Source organism: Longicatena caecimuris (genome assembly GCF_004341945.1).
GTDB classification, from domain to species: Bacteria; Bacillota_I; Bacilli_A; order Erysipelotrichales; family Erysipelotrichaceae; genus Longicatena; species Longicatena caecimuris.
Genome location: NZ_SMBP01000019.1, coordinates 12,897 through 34,094 on the forward strand (window position 1 = coordinate 12,897; position 21,198 = coordinate 34,094).

The following is a 21,198-nucleotide window of genomic DNA, read 5'->3' on the forward strand; positions in this document are numbered from 1 at the left end:
TCTAACTTTCAGTGAAATAATCAGCACTTGTAATAACATCTGCAAATTTACCGTTCAATGAAGCCATGTATACATCGTTTATAAAACTTGCAGGTAGCTTTCGCCCATTCCATTCTAAGTCTTTTGTTGCACATGCGTCTGATATAAGAGTGACGTAATAACCAAGTTCTTTTGCTGCTCTTACAGACGTATCTACACACATATGTGTCATCATTCCACACATGACTAGGTTTTTTATTGACAATGAGGATAACTTTTCATGCAAGGTTGTTTCATGAAAACTGTTAGGCATATACTTTACAATAATATTTTCTGAACGCAAAGGTTCTATATCCTTGTGGATTTGAACACCTTTTGTGTTTGGAAGAAAAAAGGTTGCGTTCTCTGGTGATATGTGTTGCACATAAAAAATAGGGAGTTTTTCTGTTCTAAAATGTTTCAGCAATTTTTTTGTTACTGTTAGTGCTTGTTCCGCTTGAAAAAGCTCACACTTCCCATGAGGAAAATAGTCATTTTGAATGTCAATAATTACTAAGGCAGTATTCATTTTATCAAATCCTTTCTCTTTATAATCTTTTCAGCTCTCCAAAATTCTAATTTATATTACTTTCATCTTTAAATGGCAAAAATGCTTGTAAGCTATTTTAAAATGTCGTATTACCTTATATAACTTGCCTTTCAAAATAATTTCTCATACTATTCAATAGGTTTAATTTTGAAAAAATCTTGTATTGTAGGTAGCTTTTTAATGTTTTGAGAATATGTTTTATTCTTAAAATTGCTATCAATATTAAAGGAATGCCATTTATTCTCTTCCAAACCTCCCCAACAAATATCAATTTTTCCCAAAGATAAGTTAAAGACAATACTTTTAATTGTTCCAAAATAATCGTCATAAAATGGAAGCATTAGACCATTAGGATAAGGGGTTAGAAGTAATTCTTTAATTTCTGGCTCATCTATAAGAGGAGTTTGCGTAACCCATTTTTCCAAACACTTGTATCTTTGGATTGAATTTTTCATTGCATATGGCTCAATATTTATCATGTTTGGAATATGAATATGATTAGTGGCAATGAGATAATCTTTTTTATTATCCTTTTGAATAAGATTTATTTCTTTTTTTCCGTCCATAATTTCAATAAGTACGGCTTCTCCACTTTTATCGGCTATCATCAAATTGATATTACAGGCTATAGGCATATCATATAAAGTATCTAAAGCTTCTTTGACGTTTTTGCAGTTTTCTAATAGGGTTCTTACAACTGCCCAAAATTGCAAACCAATGACTTTAGGTTTTTTCCCTCCTTGATAATCATTGACAGGTCTACCACATGCACTTTGAGATATTGCTAACCCACACTCATTCATCCCTTCGCCACGTCCAAATTGCATAATATTTGTACCTATATGTGAATACTTATTTGTAACTGATGTTTTACTTAAGCAAAAATCATCCATTTGTTCTGAATAGTCGTAATTTCTTGCCATAATTGTATGATGATTTTTAGTTTTGTTAGGCAAAAGAATTAGTTGACTACAAGCTGGAGTTAAGTAGGTTAATGGAACAAAAACAATTTTACTTTTTGATATACCCAAGACATCAGAAAAACCTTGTAATTCTTCATTCAATCCAGGACAATATTTGTCAAAAAGTTCAAATACATTTTTTTCATTGTCTGAAATAGCTTGAGAGTTTATAAAAATATTTTTTAAATGATTATTTTCCAAAACTATATTACCTAATTGCTTTCCTATATCATAACTTGTACCTTTTAGTTCAAGGAAATTCACATTTATATTTTTCATTCTACTTTTCTTCCTTTTGTTCTCGAATATATTTTTCTACTTCTTCACGATTAAGTCTTCTGATTTCTGAATTGTTAAACTCAATGTATTTTGAACGCTGATAGATGGGCGTCATTGCAACACATGTCTTACTTTTGTTTTTCTTTAAGTATTCTTGCAATTCTGCTTCATTAGAAAAAATTTTATATGATTTTCTTCCATTAGCACTAACAATCTCATAAATACCACAATTCGTTTTCATTGTAACATCAGCTGTCCGCAAATATAGCTTTGCTATATCTAACGTCTTAAATGGGAAGTTCCATCTTTGCATACCACCTTTTTCTGTTTTATTTATACAGATACATCTACCACATGTGCTACAAATATACTGTAAATGATTTTCCAAACATTCCCGTGGTTTTAATAAAGGTGTAATTCTTTTCTTGTTACTATAACATTCTTTACATTCATTCATGTTGTCTCTTCTCCTTTAGTTTTATAATAATTTCTGATAGATTATTTAGTTCGGTATAATTTGTCCTATAATACGGTATATTACCTTTCCGTAATGGTACAACCAAATTACAATCAACTAAGATTTTAAGATGTTTTTTCGTATCATATTTAACTAGCAACAAAGATTTTGAGATTTTCCCTGCGTCCTTTGGTTCTTCAAGGATAGTAGCAAGAATATTTCTACGTGTTTTACAACTTAGTGCCTTAAATTGAAGACCAATATTATCTGATTGTTTGTTTTTTAATTCTACTTCCATTAAACATCTCCTTTCGTTATAATATAAGTATAAACGTTATCACTGTTGCAAGGTCAATAGAAATTTTATGAAAGTAGGAATAGGCATGCTTAGAATAAAAGAGTTTTCTGTTTTATCCCAGATTGGAGTTCGTATGCTTCGACATTATGATAATATAGGATTATTACATCCAGCACATATAGATGAAAACAACAATTATAGATACTATGACGAAGAGCAATTACTAATAGCAAATACAATACAAACACTGAAAAGTATAGGCGTTAACTTGAAAGAAATAAAATCTTTGTTAAATAATTGCGATAATTCAGTTTATATGAGTGCCTACTTGAACGAGCTACTTATAAAGCGTCAAAAAGAATTAAAGGACATGGAAGATAATATCACACATATTAGTTCTGTTCTTCAAAGTATAAATAATAACTCAATATATAGTTTTAAAATCAATTTAAAAGAAATTCCTCAGCACAATGTAGTAAGTTTACGAAAAAAAGTACATTCTTATCAAGAAGAAGCAGAACTTTTTCAAACTATGTTCCATGAAATATCTGAACAGGGTATAAAATTACAAAGTCCTCCGTATAACAAAACGATTTACCATGATAAAGAGTTCAAACACACAAATATTGATATTGAAATTCAATGTAACGTGATAGGGCAGTATTCAGATTTCCACGACATCACTTTCAAGACTATACCTTCTAAAAAAATAATTTCAATCGTTATGCAAGGTGATTTTGACTTCATGAATGGTTTAAACTTAGCGGTGGCAAACTGGTTAAGGGATAATCATTATATTTTTTCTGGACCTATGTATAACGTATACCATAGACCTCCAAACAGGAATGTTTCTTGTGAAAATTGGCTTATTGAAGTGTGTTTTCCTGTGGAAAAAAAATAATAATAGGGGGCTGTTTTACTAACAATTAGTACACAGCCCCTTATTATGTTATTTTACAATCTTCCAATTTCCGTCCTTGTGAAGCACTAGCTCAAACTGTGAAATCTGTATTGCCTTTGTCTGATTATCAATAAATTTCACAAACACGCTTACTTTCACATTTTCCCCGTCCTGTGTGAAAATAGGGTTTATCAATTCCGAATACAGATAGTCACCGTTTATCGGTTCAAGGACATTTCCTTGTACATAATAGGCAAGTTCCTTTTCCGTTGCCGTAGGGTAGAGCTTGAAAAAGGTTTCCAGAAATGTCGTTGCGTCCTGCATGGTTTCAGCGTCCACCGTTCCGTCTGTTTCCTGTGCTTTTGGCTCATAAGTTGACTTCTGGCGTGCTGGGGCAAGGGTCGGGTTCTTTGTGATTACCATGTTTCTGTCTGCGTCCACATGGACAGCTACGGTATAGGTAGCACTGACCGATTTCGTCTGGTCGCCCTCCTTTACCTGCTGATCTACTTCGTAGGTAGCAGTAAATTCGTTCTCCCCAGACTGCGCCACATTCCATATCTGCACGTCACTGACCGTTGAACTGGTTGGTATATCCGTCCGTATAGTATCAACATTCAAGTCCTGCAATTCCTTTGTCAAATACTCGTTGATAGAAGCGGTACGCTTCTCAATGGTTTCTTTGTTGTTATCCCATGTATAGTAAGACTTCGCAAAGTTCTTCACGAAATTCTCAATCCCGTTTGTGTCATTAAGCCGTAGCTCTATGATTTCCTTTTCATGTGTGGTGTGCTGGTCGATTGCCGTGAAATTCTTGTATATTCCGAAGCTGACACTTGCAATCAGTACCAGCCACAGGGCAATGACCGATTTCTTATGCGTCCCGACTTTCACGGTACGCACCTTTTTTTCTTTGGGGAGCTTTTCTTTCTTCTTGAACATTTCATCAATCCTTTCTGTGATTTCATTTTTTATTGTTTCATTCTTCCTGCACCGATTAGGTGCTGTTGCCAGTAGGAGCTTGTAAGGTCTGCGTAGCCGATAGGGTCGCCGGCATGATACATCTGATTGTTGCCAACGTATATTCCGACATGACTTACATAGCTACCGCTGTTATAGGTGGAATGGAAAAATACCAAGTCCCCAGCTTTTGCTTCTGACAGTGGGATATGCTGGGTCACGTCATACTGTGCCTGTGCCACACGAGGTAAGCTGATACCAGCCTTGCCATAGCACCACTGCACCAGACCGCTACAATCAAAAGAGGTATTCGGGTTGTCGCCACCATACACATATTTCCAGCCTTGATATTTCAGTGCTTCGTTCATAACCGCCTGTACGGTTTTATCATCAAAGTGTGTGACAGTAAGGTATTGGCTTACCAATTCCACATAAAACATATTTCCGTAGTTGTACCGCCAGCCCCCGTTACGGGCAACGGCTATCGGGTTCGTGTAGGTCACTTTCGTACCTCCCGACTTGTCCTGTGAAAAATTCTCCGCCAGCGTAAAGCTGTGCTTTTTTCCGTTTCCAGCTACATAGCCCAGATAACCGCCACCGTAGTTGTAGCTTTGAATGACGGCGTTTATGTCCTCAATCCCTTGTCCTTTGGCAGAAGCAAGCAGTTCCGAGAAATACTTACAGCCTTGTTTGATTGAACTTTCTGTATCTAAGGAGTTGGGTGGAAGCCCCAGACTTTCAGAGCTTTGCATAACATCAACGGCTGTCCCTCCGCTTTCCACCTGCATAATAGCAAGCAGATAATTCACATAGTCCTCAATTCCATATTCCTTTGCATACTTTTCTACCATTGGCTGATGTTTGAGGACTTCGGGGGACAGGTTCATGCCTGTAACAGTGGAAGAAGAACCACTGCCCCCGTCATCGTCCTCCGCACTAATCAGTACCCCGAAGAACAGCACAAGAGAGAACAGCACAGGGAAGATACTGCCGATAATCAGCATGTGCTTTATTCTCATTTCCTGCGTCCTTTCTTCTTATGGGTACTGGTTTTCTTCTGGCTGGTCTGCTGGGAATTTTGGATATTCTGGGACTTCTGCAAGTGCCTTGTGCGCTGGGTATTGACTGTCCGTTCCGTCTGGATATTTTTCTTTAGTTCCTGTGTGGTGGCAGGTTTTGGAGTGTCCGAAGCCTTGACGGTCTGACGCTGTGCGCTCTGCCTTTGCTCTGGAACTTTCACGGAAGCCCCAGCCGTAGCAGGTCGTTCCTTGCCAGCAGTCGTTGTCGGTGTGGCAACAGCAGGTCGTTTTTTATCCTCTGCCTTTGGTACGGTCTTTGTTTCTGGCTTTGGTGTAACTGCTGGTCGTTCATGCTGACGGGTAGCTCCTGTTGTCGCTGATCCGTCCGCTTGCTTTTCAGAATGCCTTGCTTCCTGCGCTTTCTGCATTTCCATACGCTTCTGTGCCACGCTCTGTCTGCGCTGGTTGAGCTTGTCACTGCGCCCAGACTGTCTTGTTTCCTGTTCCTGTGTTACGCCACGCTTGAAGTCGGACACGGTTTTCTTTGCGTTTTCCGTTGCTGAATAGACCGCATAGCCAGCCTGTATGGGCATATCCTTGACCGCTTCTTTGACTTGTTGTGCTTTGTCTTTCACACGGTTCTTTGTGTCCATGACTGCACCAGCCTTTGCACCTGCACGGCTTCCAAAGCTGGAAGAAGCGGTATTGCTCCGCTGTTCCTTATTCTGGTTAGGCTTTCGGGCAGAACTGCCACCGCCAGAGAACATAGAGCCTGTGACCGCACCAGCTACACTTCCAGCACCGACAGCCCGTGCCATTCTACGTTCCATACGTCTAGCCCTGTGACGCATGAACATATAAGGTCTGCGGAATATCCTGCGTCCCATGTTCTGGCTGTCCCCAGCATTTAAGCTGAACATACTCATAATGTCGCCCAGCTTGAAGTAGATACCTGCGAATGTCACTATCTGCAAGAACGCCACCATAAAGAACGGGTAATTGTCGGACATATTGTAGAACATACTGGAAATGGAAAATGCCACGGTCACAATCAAGGTAATGCCGGCACGGGTCATGATAGTGTTGAATACCTTAACGACTGCTTGTTTTGCCATGCCCTCATAGCTGGGTATCATGGATAGCAGGAAACTTATAGGCAGGAACATGGCGAAGATGATAAAAAGTATCTGGCTGAAAATCATCATAGCCGTAAGCAGGAATACAAAAATCGTTATCCCTAAGTTGAAGATAAGCAGGAAGAACACCATTCCCAGACGATTTACCACCTGCGGTATCGTCATGTTATCATTTTCTCTGTCCTCGATTTCTGTTTTCACAATGTCCTCTCTGGTTTCCCCGTCCTCGTCTGACGGGCTGGCAGATACCAGAGCTTCCACACGGTCAGCCCCGATTTCCTCCATGCTCGAATTGCCGAACTGCAAGAGAAGCCACGGCTGTTGCACCTGTATGGCAAACAAGCTGTCACGAATGAGGTCTACGCTGTCCTTGCCCTTGCTGTCACTGTCTGGGAGCATGATTTTTGTTCCCAAGTCCAGCGAAGCTGTACTAATATCTGATGAAAAATCGTTTACTTTCTTGATGTAATCGGGAGCATAAGCGATAAAGGAAGCCGATACCAGAAACACCACCAGAAAGTTAATGACTGCGTGGATTGCCTTGCTGGTTTCCCGTTTGATTAGTCCCGTGTAGGCAACATAGATACCTACAATAAGGATAAGCAGAAGCAGGAAGCCCACATAAAAGCCAGAACTGGAAAAGCCCTTTGATGTAACCCCAGCAAGGGTCTGTATGCTTTTTCCGATACTGTCTGCCATATCGTTAATAAAGTTGAGCTTGTAGGCTTCCTGCACCACATAGCCCGTAGCGTTGCTAAGATATAAGCTGATAGTCCAGACAAAGTTGGTAATACAGTAAAGCCCGTATTGAACACTTTTTCCAATGCCGTCCAGCCAGTTCCAAGGTAGCCACGACCACGAGTTATCCACATAGAAGTCAAGCTGATAATTGCTTAATGGGTACTTTGAATACAGGTTGCCAGCGTCTATTGTATCGTCCACCAGCCCCGAAGCATGGGCGACTGTCCCAAGCATGGCTAATAAGGCAATGACGATAACAAACACCAGCAGAGCCATTCCCAGCACATGAAATACTTTCTTTCCTGTGCGTTTCCAATCCATTACACCACCTCATTTCTCACGGGTGGTCTGGTATCAAAGGCGGTCAGCAGTTCTTCAAAAACAGGGTGTATCTGTACCACGCCCACACGCCCGTACAAGTCCTGCAACAAGCACTGTCCATTTTCCAAATCACGAAGCCGTTTCTGGTTGTTCTCGTCCTCCTTGTCAATGCCGAAAAATTCTAGGGTCTGTTTTATCTCTGCTATGTCGGTACTGCGGAACGCAAATTTCAGACCGATATTGTTTTTCAGACTTTCCTTTGCCACGTCCCCAGAAGCCTGTGTAACGAAGTAAACACCTGCGTTCATGGCACGACCAGCACGAACCAGTTTGTTTGATAAGGTTTCGCCCTGTGCCACGTTCAAGAACGCCCACGCTTCGTCAAGGTCAACTATCTTGAAAATCGACCTGTCCGAATGAATGAAGTCAAGCGCAAAGGTGGATATGACAATCAGCATTGCCACGGATAGTAATTCAATGGTGGTGTATTCCTCAAAGGTGGTATCTTTATCGGGCAATACAAGGTCTGCCACCTGTATAATGTTTAATTGCTTTTCAAGGCTGATAGCGTGTTCCACCTTTCCGTCACTAAACAGCAGGTGTGCAAAATCATAATCGGTAAAGCTCTCGATATGGTCTGCGATATTCCGTGAAATAGGGGTATCTTCCTTGCGTAGCTCGTCAATGACTAGAAGCAGTCCTTTTGTTTCGCTCTGGGTCACGGAGCGTACCGCTTTACGAAGTACAGGGAACTTTTCGCCGTCCCTTGATGAAATACCTGTAAGGAATGTTAGTGTGTCGATTGCAAGGCTTTCAGCGTCTTTCTCGTTCCGCATAATCACGAACGGGTCAAGAAGTCCTTTGTTCACTTCATCACTTGTCAGATTGACGATATTTATCTCGTCCGCAATCTCTGGAAGTGTCGCTTTCCAGTTGCCACGCTCACTTTTTGGGTCTAGGATAACCGCCTGTCCACCAAACAGCACCGCATAGTAAACAATCAAGTTGTTGCAGAATGATTTCCCACCGCCCAAACTTCCCACAAAAGCAGAAGCTAGGGCGTTTGTCACTGAACCTTTTACACCTCGACTGGCAAGGGCTGGCTGTAAGTAGACGTTTCGTCCTGTGTCCACAGAATAGCCGATATAGATACCCTCATTTTCCCCCAGCATTTGGGTAGCTCCAAACCCAAGCGAAGCCAGAAAGTCAGACTTCACATACTGTACATAGTCATTGATATACCGCTTGCTTGCTGGCATAAACTCGGAATGAAGCCCCAGCATATCCCCAGCAGGACGCACCAGCTTCACATTCAAATCATCATAAAAATCTTTGACTTCATCTGCACGGCGTTTCAGTTCGTCAAGGTCTGGGGCAGATACCCGTATCACATAGGACAGCTTGTACATGCTTTCCTTGCTCTGGTCTAAGTCCGTTTCCAGCTCGTCCACGCTGTCTAAAGCGTCCACCACGTTACTGCTGGTTTCGCTTCCAGCTTGATAGGCGTGGTTGTCCAAATCTTTCAATTCCTTTTTCTTGTTGCGTACTGTGGTTAAGGCTTTCTTGTTTCCCACGATTTCCACATTCATTGACGTATCTATTGGAAAGGTAAACTGCTGTTGCTGGAAATAGAAGATTTCACTGGACGGAAAATCTAATTCGCCCACAATGGCGTTGACCGTAAAATAGGTCGCATAGCTTTCTGTGTCCTCATGTTCTAATCTTAAATACCGCTGGCTTTCCTCAATCAGACAACGGCTGGGACGGATAAGGTCATACCGCTTGATAAGCGTTTCTTTTTTCAATTTCTTTTTGGGTAAGTGATATTCGTAATCCTCATAAGCGATACCGTCCCGTCCGTAAAGGTGTTCTATCAGATAACCAAAATCATTTTTATCCAGACGGCGTACCTTGAAGCGTCTGGAAATCTTGTTTTCCAGCAGTTTTTCCATTTTTAAGTAACGGTTTGTTTCGTCATTACTCATGGAAACGAAGTCATTCATTAACGTGTGGTTGACTTCCAACAGAAATTCCTTGAAGCTCATAAAAGCAGATTTCTTCATGCTGGACAGGTTCAATTCCTGTTCTGTTACCATGAGCTTGAACCCTAAGAAAAAGCGATAGTCCACTTGATTGTCCCCAATCATGGAAACAAGGGCTTCCGTCTGCTGGTCTATCTTTGCTATCGCCACTTGACGGAGCTTGCCTGTGACAAGCCGTTTTGATTTTTCCTGTGTGGCACGGACAGAGCTTTCTGTGGCTATCTGCAAGGCGTGTAGCTTTCCCTCACGGCTCTGTGCGATTAGCTGACGGAAGTTGTCATGGACAATGTATTTCTGTTCTGGGGACAGGAACGAATAATTGTAGGGGATAAGCTCATAATAGGCGAATACTTCGCCGTCCTTATTCCACACAAGGTTGTTTTCAATGTATCGTATCGGGTACATAAATCTCACTCCTTACTGCGGTAATGCTTTCGTTGCATTTCTGGTTGTGCAGTTTTACCGCCTTTCCTGCGTAGGTCGTTTTGGGTCGCATGGCATAAGTTGCCATTGACTTTAGGAAGCTGTACGGCTTCTTGCCGTCAAAGGTCTTTTGCGACATAAACCAAGTGAGGGCAACGGGAATACCGAAGTATTTTAAAAATGCCCCCTCAATCAAGTTCAGTGGTGGCAGGTCGGCAAACAGGATAATGACAAACTCTGTCAATACGAACCAAGCCATTTGTGAAAAGGTAATGGGGAACGGGAGGTTAAAATCGTTAATGCTGTACAGCACTTTTTCCACGTTCCAGATACCTGTGTAGCTTTTTACTTTCTTCAAATCGTTTCACTCCTTTCATGGGAAAAGGGCAGTCAGCACGTCTGGCCGTCTGCCCTTAAATCAGAAAAGCTGTCTGAATATCCCTTAAAAGGGTTATGATCAGACAGCTTATTGTTGAATTTCGCACATGCCGTAACTGGTTTCGATAAAATAACCGCCGATTTCCAAGTTGCGACCATATGCTTCATAATCAATATAATCTTGTAAGCTGGGCGGTATTTCTCCCAGAGTTTGCAGTTCGTCTACAAAATACCGTGCCACGTCCTCCATGCTGTCACAGTCGGGGTAGAAGTAAATCTGGTCTTTGTGTTCAACCACACCCTCCAAACTTCCGTAGTATGAAATAAAATCGTCCAGACTGTCCACGACTTCCTCTGGTAGTTCTTCTATCATTTCATACATCTGGTTCAATTCGTCAATGGAGATATATTCTGACACTTCACAAGGGAAGTTGTCCGTATCATGGACGGAGTATTCTTCATATTCGCCGTTCAGCCCGATACGCTCTGCGATTTCTTCAAAATCGAGAGGAAACGAGAACCAGTCCCCAACTAAATATCCCTCGTTGTACTTGCCGAGATTGGCAATGTAGACACGCATATCATCAACTATACGCTGACACCTCTTTTCCTACCACGGTATCTCAAAAATGCCGTGGTCTGTTTCTATGAACCGTCCGTTTTCATCAAGGCTTTGTCCATAGGCTTCAAAGTCAAAGTAACGCACACAATCTTCCGACAGAGAGTGAAACGCTGGGTCATCAGCCAGCACATGACGGGCAACGTCTGTCATGGAATTACAGTTGGCATAATGGATAATGTCATGCCTGTAATTGTGCAGTTCGTCCAGATTGGAATAATACGCCATGAAAGCAGGTAATTCTTCTCTGATTTCTGCTGGCAGGTTTTCATACATGCGGTATAAATCATTTAGAGTATCGACCGTTGTTGCTTCGCTCACATCATCTGCAAAGGGAAGTTCCATTTCCACAATGCGGTAATCTTCGCTGTCAGCTTCCACGCCAAGCAGTTCTTCAAACTCTGTTTCATCAATCGGCAAATCAAACCAAGCGGAGGGGAATTCGCCGTTTTTAGGGATTGTTGCTTCTATCAAAACTCTTAATTCTTCCAATTTATTTCACGTCCTTTCGTTTGTCTGGGGTTTCTTCTTGTACCATTCCTTACCCCCTTTCATTCCCCCTAAGCCCAGCTCCACTAGGGGGAAAGGTGGGTTTTGCAGGTGTGCAAAACCTGTTATCTAAGCACCAATAATCTTATTGAACAGGTTTAACAGTACGTCTTTCACACCGCCAGCGTTGAACACAAGACCTACCGCAATCAAAGCTACCACCAGAAAGCCGATAAGTTTTGAAAACTCACGCTTGAAGCCCAGATACACGCCGATAACCACGATTGCCATTAAAACAAGGCTCTGTGCATTGCTTAAAAACCAGTTGTATAAGTTCTGCCCGAAGTTCATTCTTCCTCACCTCCTTTCATGCGCTCCATCTCCCTGTCTGCCTGTTTTCCTGCAATAAGCAGACACATGAGCATGACACCGATACCACCGCCCAGCGATACCAGCAGTAAATCTTTCAATAATTCCAGCATTTCTTAGTCCTCCTTTGATTGAAAAACGACTTCCTCACTGGAAGCCGTCTGCTGTTCTATGATTTTTTCGTGTTTGTCTGTGAGTTTTGCGTCCTGTACCAGACGGTCAATGATGTTCGTGCCGTTGATACGGTCAATCTTCTTTGCCATTTTCAAGGTAGGGGCGACCTGCCTTGCTATCCAGTTCAGCGTCCGTTCCAGCGTGTACGGTTCTGGTTTGGTCGTTAATTTCAAACGCCCACGATCAGAACCGATAAACCACGCCCAGCGGTCATTGACCTGCCAATCACTGCGCTTTTTCCCGTCCTCCTTGTCCACGAAGCGCATATAGCGGTTGATAATGTCAAATGCTGTCCGCTCTGCGTCATAGTAGGTCAGCAGGTCACGCACGGCATAATAGGCACGGTCATTTTTCAGTCTGATTTCAAAGCGGTTCTTCACAGGTGTTTCTTCTAGCGGAGTACCCAGCTTTGCATACTGTTCCTGTGCCTTTTCGTAAATGCAGAAGTAAACTTCTGATTTTAGAGAACCGATATATAACGTATGTCCCATACCTGCCTTGTCCTGTTCGTGGCTCTTAATCAGTTGCCCTGAAGCATAGGACTTGAAACTGCGGAACACGGAGATACATTCCTCACAGTCGCATTTCTCTGTAAGCTCTGGAATGTCAAGTATTCCTGCCTTGTCATTGATTGCTAGGTCTAACCGCTTCATTACACCGCCGTCAACCAGTGCGTCCATGAGGAAGTCATACCAGCTTCTTTCCTGTGCCAGCAGGTAGCTTTCCATTTGCCGACAGCCTTTGCCTTTCAGTTCCAGCAACACGCCTTTTTCCTCGTCCGCAGAAGTAAGCACGAATATATCCCCGATATAGTAATGCTCCGTATAGCTGTAAAAGCCGAAGTCCTCATGTAGCATGAAGTCCATGTTGAGCTTTAATATATCTCGTATTACGTGCTGTACGTCCATTGTAGGGAAGCGTATTCTTACATAGTCGAACAACATTTCCAGCGAATTGTCTGGATTGCATTTTTCCAGTGCTACGGTAAGCTGTCCCTTGATTTCCTCTGTCAGCTTGATTTTCCCGTTTTCTATACGGCTTACATGTTCACGGCTCATGCCAGCTACCAGCGCAAGCCTGTTTTGTGATACTCCATAGACAGAACGCTTATCTTTAAACTCTGTTATCCAGTCTGTTTCATTCAGTTGTCATTCCTCCAATCTGGTAATGTGACATTTGACTGCTGTTGTCACACCCGTTAGAAAACAGCGGAAACCCTTGTACCTTGCGGAGATTTCCGTATTTCTTGATACTGTTTTCTGGTATTTTGTGCCCCTCTGTTAGATACCGAGGGGCTTAATCGTTTGGCAGGGCAAGCCCTGCCAAACAGGAACGGCACTTTACGGTCTTGTTGACCGCAAAGCACCGTTCCTATTGGTCTATCTGTTCATGCCGATATAAAGCACTATAAAATCAATATCTGATTTAAGACAGGCTTTCAGCGTATCTTCTGGAATTTCACTTCCACGAATATCTTCTTTGAGAAAGTCCTTTCCCACAAGCTCAAAAGCATAGTCAATACGGCTGTTACAGATAGAATGTCGGCTATCCAAGCGTATACAGAAACGACACGGCAAGTTACGCACCTTATAAATAATTTCATCTGTGATTTTATCTATCCTTGCTTCAAAGCGATTTTTTGGATTGATACTAAATGGTTTATATCTGTCTGCTGTCAATACGTCACAGTCTGAAAGAAATTGTTCATAATTCAAACAGATATATTTCATCCTTTTTCCCGTTGGTGTGTGAAACACTTCTATTTCTTTATATTTCATGTATTTAGTCCTCCATTGGTTGTTCTTCTGGTACAGCTTTTCTTACATTAGCAAGCGTACCAATAGTTTGTAAAAAATCATGTTCTTTTGGTACAAGTGGGGTGTAAAACTCTGATATGACGCTTGTACCCACATCACAATAACCACGCCCTTTGATACGCTTTTGAAAGAACTTCTTTTGCGTATCGCTTCCAAACATCATGCCGTAGCCAAGCTCACTCATGCGCCCTAATGCCACACGGAAGTTGAAGTTATCTCTGATACCGTCACTGAAATACTTTGCGTCTGGACGCTGACAGGCAAGGATAAGGAAGTAGCCAGCCTGTCTGCCTAACATGACGATTTTCTTTAGCTGGCTTAATATGGCTACGCTTTCCTTTGTGGTTAAACACTCCATGAACGCCACGTATTCGTCAAAGATAAGGAAGTGCGGAGCAAGCCCCAGATAGGCGTAGTTCTGTCCTGTTTTGTAGTTTGGCATGAGCTTCATTGCTTCACTTCTTGCCACCATGCCGTCATAAAAGCCATTGACGCAATCAATCATATCTTCCTTTTTGTAGTAGACCTTATCCATGACCGTTCCCAAGTCCGCAAGGTCGGCGTTCTTTGGGTCGAGGATATAGAGGACGGTATTTGTCCGCAACAGGGCTTCAATGATAGTTAAGATAAAGTAGGTCTTACCGCCACCAGTTCCACCACAGATAAGGGCATGGGGGAGAGCGTCATATTCCCAGACAAGGTTTTTCATCAAGCGCAAGCCCCCGTTTTCTGCCTGTACTTCCTCTATGGAAATGCGATTTGCTATCATGTCATAGAGCAGGGTATATTCCACGTAGCCGTCATACAACAGCTTGTCGGTCAACTCGCAATACAGACCGCTTTCCAGCTTATCTTCCAACTGCAAGAGCTGGTCTTGATACTTCCCCAGCGTGATTTCACACTGGATATGAAGCAAGCCTTTTTCCATGCGGTAATACATTCGGGGAAAGTAGCTGATTTTCTCCTTTGACTTACCAGATTGCAGGTCAGTGAAGAAGCTGTTTCCCTGTATCGTCACTGCTTCATACCAGCCGTTTTCCAAGACCATACGTGCCAGCTTTTGGCGGTGTATAAGCTGTTTATAACGGTCAAAGCAGAAGCGGTAATACAGAAAAGCGACCAGTATACAAATACCAGTCGCTATAATAATTGTTATGAAGTTGTAAGGGGAGAGCGACAACGCCAGCCCGTCATTTCTGATTAAGCTAAACGTGTCCCAATCGGTACGCATAATCTGTCCCAAGTTCAAAAGCAGTATGACCGCCACGAACAGAAACAGGAGCGAACCGCCACAGAAGCGGTACACAAGGGACTTATCGCTGGCTCTGATACGCTTCCCCTTATATTTCAGAATAGACATAAGACCTCCTGTTGGTTGTTATAGTGCTGGGTATTGTACTGACAGACATTTTTATTGAAATGTGGCTGTAATATTTTTTCGTATCTCCTGTTTGCAATACGCCTTTCAAAATACAGGCTGTTATTCTTAGGATAGCTATGTTGAGTATAAGTTGGATATTTTTTCAAAATATGCCTTGCTTCCTGTGTCAAAGGGTAGATATAACGAAACATAAGACCGTTGATTTTTTCTATCTTCTTGTGTTCGCAAAATTCGTGTGTCAGCCAGTGGCGTTTTTCCACTCCGTCATAAACTGCATTTTCTTCCAGCAAAATCCTTGCACTTCTAGGGTGTATCTTTTCCAACGTCTGGCTGTCACGATATACACTTGTCTTAAAACTTCCGCAATAATAAAAATTGGAAGCCTGATAGACATAACCGCATTTTCCCTCGATACCGTCTGCCAATGTGTATAAGAAAAGGCAGTCTGTATACTTTTGCAACCATTTGATTAGGTACGAAAGTGTAAGACTGCCGAAATACTGTGTATGGTTCATTTCTGGAAGAAAACACATTTTGCCGATTTCCAGATAATCTGCCGTAACAAGATTATGTGACGGAAACAACTTGTGTAACGTCTGCAAGGGCTGTGTACCCCATCCTAATTCCACCACACCCAATAATTTCTCATGCTGGTATATCCCTAAGAAGTAACGGCATAACCGAGGTACCACTTTTGAATAGTGATACCTGCGGATAAATGCGACTGCCTGTTCTTTCGGGAGTTCCTTGATTGATAAAGACATATCCTTGTGGGTCATAGTGTCTATTTCCCATTAGGCATATCTTTTTTTGCTTGCTGGTTCTGTGAGCTTATAGGCTGTCCCTGTCTGTTCTTTAACACAATGTCGTCTGCCTTAATAAACCAGTCCACGTCTGCCCCTTGAAAGGTGGCGTTTGCTACCGTATCCGCAACAGGGTTGATAAGCTCCACCTCTGCGTTGTAGTCAAATTCCTTTAACGGAACAGTGGCAGGAATGGACACCTGTATCATGCGTCCCTGTCCACGGCATTTAAGGTCATAAGTGCGTTCTTTGATTTCATCTGAAACCGTTCCGTCCTCATTCTGGATATGCACCTCACGTCTTAATGCCGAAAACTTCAACTGCCCGAATGTCTTTTCTTTTTCAATCACGATACCGTTTGCTAATCTCATATGCTTTCGTCCTCCTTATTTATTCTCTGCTGGTAACATATCATCTGCCAGCAGGATATAGTTTGTAAACCCTCTCGTGCCGATTTTGTAGCCCTCTGCGGTAATGCGTGGGTTAATCAGCTTCACTTTCTGTTCTGGCTGGAAATGCTTTTCCCCAGCTTCAGCAGGAAGCACCACGATAATATCGTCTGCCCTCTGCACATCACTGTAAAGGTTGTAGCTTCGGGACACTGCCGTCATGCGTCCGTTGATCCTGCGCTGTACAACCTCGCTTTCTCCTGCATATTCCAGATTGCCGAATGTCTTTTCCATGTTCGGCACTACAAATTTAAGTTCCATATGTTTTACCTCGTTTCTTTCTTTTGATAGTTATTGTTTATATGGGGAGCTACACTCCCCATGCCCCTAGTGGACTGTTTTTTTCTATCAATCAAAAAGACGATTGACAGAAAAGAAACAGTTTGAAGTTGTGTTCTGCGGTAGGCGTTCTATTGCGGAGGGGAACGGGACTGCTCCTGTATATATTTTCTTGCCATAGTGATACCGCCCTATGACTTCTTAGTTTTGCGTTTCTTCAAGAAGTATGTTCCAGCTAATGCAATGCCAGAAGCACCCAACAGAACAAGCAGACCGATAATATTTGTTGTATCGCCTGTCTTTGGACTGTCCGTCTTTTGCACTGGTGTATCTGGCTTATCTGGTGTGGACGGCTTTTCTGGTTCTTCTGGAGCAGGTGTTTCTGGTTTCTCTTTGACCGTTACCGTCTGCCCTTTGTCGTTAATGTCCTTATGTTCTGTAACCTTTTTCGGTTCATCTGGATTGCTTAAATCATACAATTCTTCAAAGGTTACAAGGTCTTTTCCTCCAAGCTCGGAAGCGTCAAAGGTAAAGGCAATCTGGACTTCCATTGTTTCACTGTCTGCGACAAATGAATAGTCATTTTCCACACGCTTGCCGTCAATAACAAGCTCTGCATTTTCTTCCTTAATCATCTGCCAGCCCTTTAGCTGATACTTTGTACCAATTTCCAGACCGTCCAGCTTAGCCGTATCAATGATAGTTACTTCCTTTCCAGCTTCCACGACTTTTTCGCCGTCCTTGCTGGTAGCAGTGGTGTGGATATTGATGATACGTTCAGTAATCAATACCGTTTGTCCGTCATCCTCAATGTCCTTGTGTTCTGCTACCTTGACAGGCTCTTTCGGATTGGACAGGTCGTACAATTCCTCAAAAGTTACAAGGTTCTTTCCACCAAGTTCAGAAGCATTGAACGTATATTCAATCTCAATTTTCATTTCCTCACTGTCAGCAGTAAAGGTATATTCACTTTCCACACGGTTGCCGTCAATGACAAGCTCTGCGTTTTCTTCCTTTAACATCTGCCAACCCTTTAACTGATACTTAGTACCTTTTACAAGCCCGTCCAGCTTGACGGTATCAACAATAGTGACCTCTTTTCCTGCAAGGATAGATTTTTCCCCGTCCTTGCTGGTAGCTGTGGTATGGATAGAGATTTCTTTTTCGTATTCATCTGTCAAAGTACCTAAATCAATGACGGTTCTATCTCTTGACACTACAATGTCAAAAGCAGGAATGAGCTTGAAGCCTTTGTTGCTGGCACAGCGTAATTCCTCAATCTCGTAAGTATCGTAAAGCAATGCACCCTTGCTGTCGTCTGGCTCTGATGAACCAAACCACACGCCGTCCTCGCTGGTCTTTCCTGCATTGGTATTGTGCTTGTGGGAAGCCCAATCCGAAGCAGTGGAGAACTGCCCGTTTTTGTCTGTCACGACAATGTGGCTTTCGCCTGTGGTCTTGCTGGTAATCTTGAAAGGCACATCTGCTAATCTCTTATGAGTGCCAGCACCAATCTTCACACCCTCAATGTCGCCACGCTTAATCTGGTTATAGATAGAGCTTTCTTCGCTTGTAAGGTCAACGATTTTCCCATTCTCTTTGATTTCAAATTCACGGGAAACCGCACCTGTTCTTAGATAGCCCTCTGGGGCTTTGCTTTCGTCAATACGGTATCTTCCATATGGGAGCGTATCAGAAGCAGTGGAAGCGATACCGTCAATGCCTGTGTGGATTGTCTTTACCACTTCGTCTTTACCGAACAGTTTACCGCCCACCAAGACAGCATTTTCATTTAAGGAAGTAATACTAAACGCTGTATCTTTTAGTGTCGCACCGCCTTGTGGCTTTGTATCTTTGGTTTCAAGGTCACGCTTTTGTATCTTCACACCGCCACGGATAACTTGATTGTAGGCAGAGTTTTCCTTGTCTGTAAGGTCAATGATTTTCCCGTTCTCTGTGATTGTAAATTCATGGGAAACCGCACCTGTTGTCAAGTAGCCCTCTGGGGCTTTGGTTTCGTCAATGCGGTATGTTCCATATGGAAGCGTGTCAGAAGCAGTGGAAGCGATACCGTCAACACCTGTATGGATTGTCTTTACCACTTCGTCTTTGCCGTATAATTTCCCGTCAACCAAGACAGCATTTTCATTTAAGGAAGTAATACTAAACGCTGTATCTTTTAGTGTCGCACCGCCTTGTGGTTTCGTGTCCTTTGTTTCAAGGTCACGCTTCTGAATTTTCACACCGCCACGGATAATCTGGTTGAAAATGGCGGTTTCCTCGCCTGTAAGGTCAACGATTTTCCCATTCTCTGTGATTTCAAATTCACGGGAAAGCACGCCTGTTGCCAGATAGCCCTGTGGCGACTTGCTTTCGTCAATGCGGTACTTTCCATAAGGGAGCGTGTCGGAAGCAGTGAAAGCGATACCGTCAATGCCTGTATTGATCGTCTTTACCACATCATTCTTTTTGTAGAATGAACCCTCAACCAGAACAGGGCTTTCATTCAAGGAAGTTATGATAAACTCTGTATTTTCCAGTATCGCATTACCTTGTGGGGTTGCGTCCTTTGTTTCAAGGTCACGTTTCTGTACTTTGACACCGCCACGGATAACCTTGTCAGATACGGAGTGCTGGTTGCTTCCAGATAATACGGCAAGGTCGCCGTCCTCTGTAATTTGTGTTACATACATGCCCTTAATCTGTTCCGTGCTTCCATTGGCTTGCATATATGCACCCTCTAACAAGTAACCTGTTGGGGCTTTGGTTTCTTCAACGGTTATCGTTCCTAAAGGCAGACAGTTGATACCGTTCTGTGAATAGAAACTGTCCCCAGCTACTTTGTACTTGTCAGCTAAACGGGTAACGTAGTGTACTGTGCCGTCACTATCTTTTTCAGCAAGCGTCTGTGTTGTCCACGTTCTTGTGGCTTCTGCTGGAAGATTGCCCTTGTTGTAGTAACCGTCATAATACTTCCATGTAAATTCTGCACCTGCAAGGGAAGCGTTCCCTTGTGGGTTGTCTTGTCCTGTTTCCAAGTCAATCTTGAAAAGTTCCAGCAAGGTTTCTGTGACTTTTGGCGTGTCGCTCACTTTCAAAGTGGCAGTCTTGCCAGCTTCCACGGTCAGCGGATAAACATTCTTGTCTAACTTGAAGCCAGCAGGAGCTTGTTGTTCCTTGATATATACTGTGCCAGCTTTGACTTCTACGGCTTCGGTATTCCCGTTACTATCTGTCGTAAGGGTGGTAATGACATTCTGGCAATTCTTATCAGAATAGACACCGTAGACCGCCCCAGCAAGGGAATACACATCACTGCCGTTTGTAATGCTGGCATTGGAGGAAACTTTCTGTAACTTTGCGTTTCCTACATTCAGCTTCGCCCAGAACTGCCCGATATCCTGCCCCTTGCCAGTGTAGATATAACCGCCACATTCATAGCGTCCTTTGTTGGCTTTCACAAAAGCCTTTGCACCAGCGTAGACTTCATCTTGTATGGCTTTTGAGATTTCATCATAGGAAGCACGGACGTTATCACACTGCCAGCCCAGATGAACGCTTAACCTCTGCCATACAACGCATTGTTCCAAAAGATAAAGCTGTTTGTGGTTCAGTCCTGTATGTCTTGCCCCGTACTGCTTGACATATTCAAGGGATAAAGCAACGTCCGCTATCTGGTCGGCACTCATGCGTGAACTTGCGTCTGAACGTGTCTTATAGCCAGACTGAAAGTCCGTGTTGATGTCAACACAGTATGCTGTTTCGCCCTCTACGGTCATAATGCCCTCATGGAATGTAGAACCGATACTGCCGTCATTCATAACCTTTTCTACATATCCTGCCTTTTCCTCTGCGTCTGTCCAGTATTGCTTTTCTGACGCATGGACTGTCGAAGCTGGCAGGGTAGTAAACACGGTTGCAAGGGTAAGCATACCTGTAAGCAATCGCTTTAATTTCTTTTTCATGTTCTTAATGCTCCTTTCGTTTTGGGTAATAAAATAGCCGTCCATTTCTGAACGGCTGGAAATAGAAAAGGAACGCTTCATTGTGGGCGTTCCGTAGTCTAAATGCTTTATTCAATTTTGATGTTTCAATACTGATGTGCTGTACCATATCTTTGCAAAACTAAGAATATCAGCGTATCAAGGCTCATTCGTCAGTAGTAAATAAGTAGTAAAATGAGTAGTTCTAATCCTTAGATATTGCGATAGATACAGTGTTTTAGGGGATAATCAAGTTTTTGCTGTGTTTTTGACACAAAACCTTATGAAACTTTATTACATAAGTTTCTTGTCATCTATAATTTTAATGAATTGTTGGTACCTAATGAAAT

At 42.6% G+C, this 21,198-nt stretch carries 21 protein-coding genes; 1 reads left to right on the forward strand and 20 read right to left on the reverse strand.

Translation table 11 applies throughout. The features are described 5' to 3' along the window. Position 1: 1 nt before the first annotated feature. From EDD61_RS10575 to EDD61_RS10590, 4 genes are all read right to left on the reverse strand, one after another. Positions 2-547, reverse strand: a complete 546-nt coding sequence (locus tag EDD61_RS10575) for a cysteine hydrolase family protein (protein WP_119957623.1) — start codon at positions 545-547, stop codon at positions 2-4. Positions 548-696: 149 nt separating this feature from the next. Continuing rightward, entirely contained in the window at positions 697-1,809 is a 1,113-nt protein-coding gene (locus tag EDD61_RS10580) for a C45 family autoproteolytic acyltransferase/hydrolase (RefSeq protein ID WP_119957624.1), read from the reverse strand. 1 nt (position 1,810) lies between these two features. Continuing rightward, positions 1,811-2,266 (reverse strand): hypothetical protein, encoded by a 456-nt coding sequence (locus EDD61_RS10585; protein WP_119957625.1) that lies wholly within the window; start codon positions 2,264-2,266, stop codon positions 1,811-1,813. Then, positions 2,259-2,564, reverse strand: coding sequence for an ArsR/SmtB family transcription factor (locus EDD61_RS10590; protein WP_119957626.1), 306 nt, complete (start codon positions 2,562-2,564; stop codon positions 2,259-2,261). Before EDD61_RS10590 ends, EDD61_RS10585 begins: the two co-directional genes overlap by 8 nt. Before the next feature lie 85 nt (positions 2,565-2,649). On the opposite strand from EDD61_RS10590, the gene EDD61_RS10595 reads away from it, so the two are divergent. Then, complete coding sequence (locus tag EDD61_RS10595) at positions 2,650-3,465, forward strand: MerR family transcriptional regulator (protein ID WP_165877207.1); 816 nt, start codon at positions 2,650-2,652, stop codon at positions 3,463-3,465. Between the two features lie 48 nt (positions 3,466-3,513). On the opposite strand, the gene EDD61_RS10600 is transcribed toward EDD61_RS10595, so the two are convergent. The 16 genes from EDD61_RS10600 to EDD61_RS10675 form a co-directional block, all read right to left on the reverse strand. Continuing rightward, a complete protein-coding gene (locus EDD61_RS10600) occupies positions 3,514-4,359 on the reverse strand; it encodes a conjugal transfer protein (RefSeq protein ID WP_455769150.1) in 846 nt (281 codons plus the stop codon). Between the two features lie 77 nt (positions 4,360-4,436). Next, a complete protein-coding gene (locus tag EDD61_RS10605) occupies positions 4,437-5,429 on the reverse strand; it encodes a bifunctional lytic transglycosylase/C40 family peptidase (protein WP_442915983.1) in 993 nt (330 codons plus the stop codon). An 11-nt stretch (positions 5,430-5,440) separates the two neighbouring features. Beyond that, positions 5,441-7,642 carry a CD3337/EF1877 family mobilome membrane protein gene (locus EDD61_RS10610; protein ID WP_119957629.1) on the reverse strand — a complete coding sequence of 734 codons (2,202 nt, stop codon included), beginning with the start codon at positions 7,640-7,642 and terminating at the stop codon, positions 5,441-5,443. Beyond that, positions 7,642-10,089 (reverse strand): conjugal transfer ATPase TcpF, encoded by a 2,448-nt coding sequence (tcpF, locus tag EDD61_RS10615; protein ID WP_119957630.1) that lies wholly within the window; start codon positions 10,087-10,089, stop codon positions 7,642-7,644. The genes EDD61_RS10610 and tcpF overlap by 1 nt, the downstream gene beginning before the upstream one ends. After that, positions 10,067-10,465, reverse strand: a complete 399-nt coding sequence (locus EDD61_RS10620) for a conjugal transfer protein (protein ID WP_119957631.1) — start codon at positions 10,463-10,465, stop codon at positions 10,067-10,069. Before EDD61_RS10620 ends, tcpF begins: the two co-directional genes overlap by 23 nt. 108 nt (positions 10,466-10,573) lie before the next feature. Beyond that, the gene (locus EDD61_RS10625) at positions 10,574-11,065 is read right to left on the reverse strand and encodes an antirestriction protein ArdA (RefSeq protein WP_207901032.1); all 492 of its coding nucleotides are present in this window, start codon (positions 11,063-11,065) and stop codon (positions 10,574-10,576) included. A gap of 30 nt (positions 11,066-11,095) precedes the next feature. Then, positions 11,096-11,596 (reverse strand): antirestriction protein ArdA, encoded by a 501-nt coding sequence (locus EDD61_RS10630; RefSeq protein ID WP_119957633.1) that lies wholly within the window; start codon positions 11,594-11,596, stop codon positions 11,096-11,098. Positions 11,597-11,722: 126 nt separating this feature from the next. Next, the gene (locus EDD61_RS10635) at positions 11,723-11,944 is read right to left on the reverse strand and encodes a hypothetical protein (protein WP_119957611.1); all 222 of its coding nucleotides are present in this window, start codon (positions 11,942-11,944) and stop codon (positions 11,723-11,725) included. Beyond that, positions 11,941-12,075 carry a DUF3789 domain-containing protein gene (locus EDD61_RS10640; RefSeq protein WP_119957634.1) on the reverse strand — a complete coding sequence of 45 codons (135 nt, stop codon included), beginning with the start codon at positions 12,073-12,075 and terminating at the stop codon, positions 11,941-11,943. The genes EDD61_RS10635 and EDD61_RS10640 overlap by 4 nt, the downstream gene beginning before the upstream one ends. 3 nt (positions 12,076-12,078) lie before the next feature. Beyond that, positions 12,079-13,281, reverse strand: coding sequence for a MobT family relaxase (gene mobT, locus EDD61_RS10645; RefSeq protein ID WP_142794834.1), 1,203 nt, complete (start codon positions 13,279-13,281; stop codon positions 12,079-12,081). Between the two features lie 234 nt (positions 13,282-13,515). Then, complete coding sequence (locus EDD61_RS10650) at positions 13,516-13,914, reverse strand: hypothetical protein (RefSeq protein ID WP_117443315.1); 399 nt, start codon at positions 13,912-13,914, stop codon at positions 13,516-13,518. A gap of 4 nt (positions 13,915-13,918) precedes the next feature. Next, complete coding sequence (locus tag EDD61_RS10655) at positions 13,919-15,313, reverse strand: P-loop NTPase family protein (RefSeq protein WP_132225329.1); 1,395 nt, start codon at positions 15,311-15,313, stop codon at positions 13,919-13,921. Beyond that, positions 15,301-16,113, reverse strand: coding sequence for a Mom family adenine methylcarbamoylation protein (locus EDD61_RS10660; protein ID WP_117443317.1), 813 nt, complete (start codon positions 16,111-16,113; stop codon positions 15,301-15,303). The genes EDD61_RS10655 and EDD61_RS10660 overlap by 13 nt, the downstream gene beginning before the upstream one ends. Positions 16,114-16,118: 5 nt before the next feature. Then, entirely contained in the window at positions 16,119-16,508 is a 390-nt protein-coding gene (locus tag EDD61_RS10665) for a YdcP family protein (RefSeq protein WP_117443318.1), read from the reverse strand. A 15-nt stretch (positions 16,509-16,523) separates the two neighbouring features. Beyond that, positions 16,524-16,847: a YdcP family protein gene (locus tag EDD61_RS10670; RefSeq protein ID WP_117443319.1), complete on the reverse strand. Its 324-nt coding sequence runs from the start codon at positions 16,845-16,847 to the stop codon at positions 16,524-16,526. Positions 16,848-17,056: 209 nt separating this feature from the next. Next, on the reverse strand, positions 17,057-20,830 hold the full coding sequence (locus tag EDD61_RS10675; RefSeq protein ID WP_152331228.1) for a VaFE repeat-containing surface-anchored protein: 3,774 nt from the start codon (positions 20,828-20,830) through the stop codon (positions 17,057-17,059). Positions 20,831-21,198: the final 368 nt, after the last annotated feature.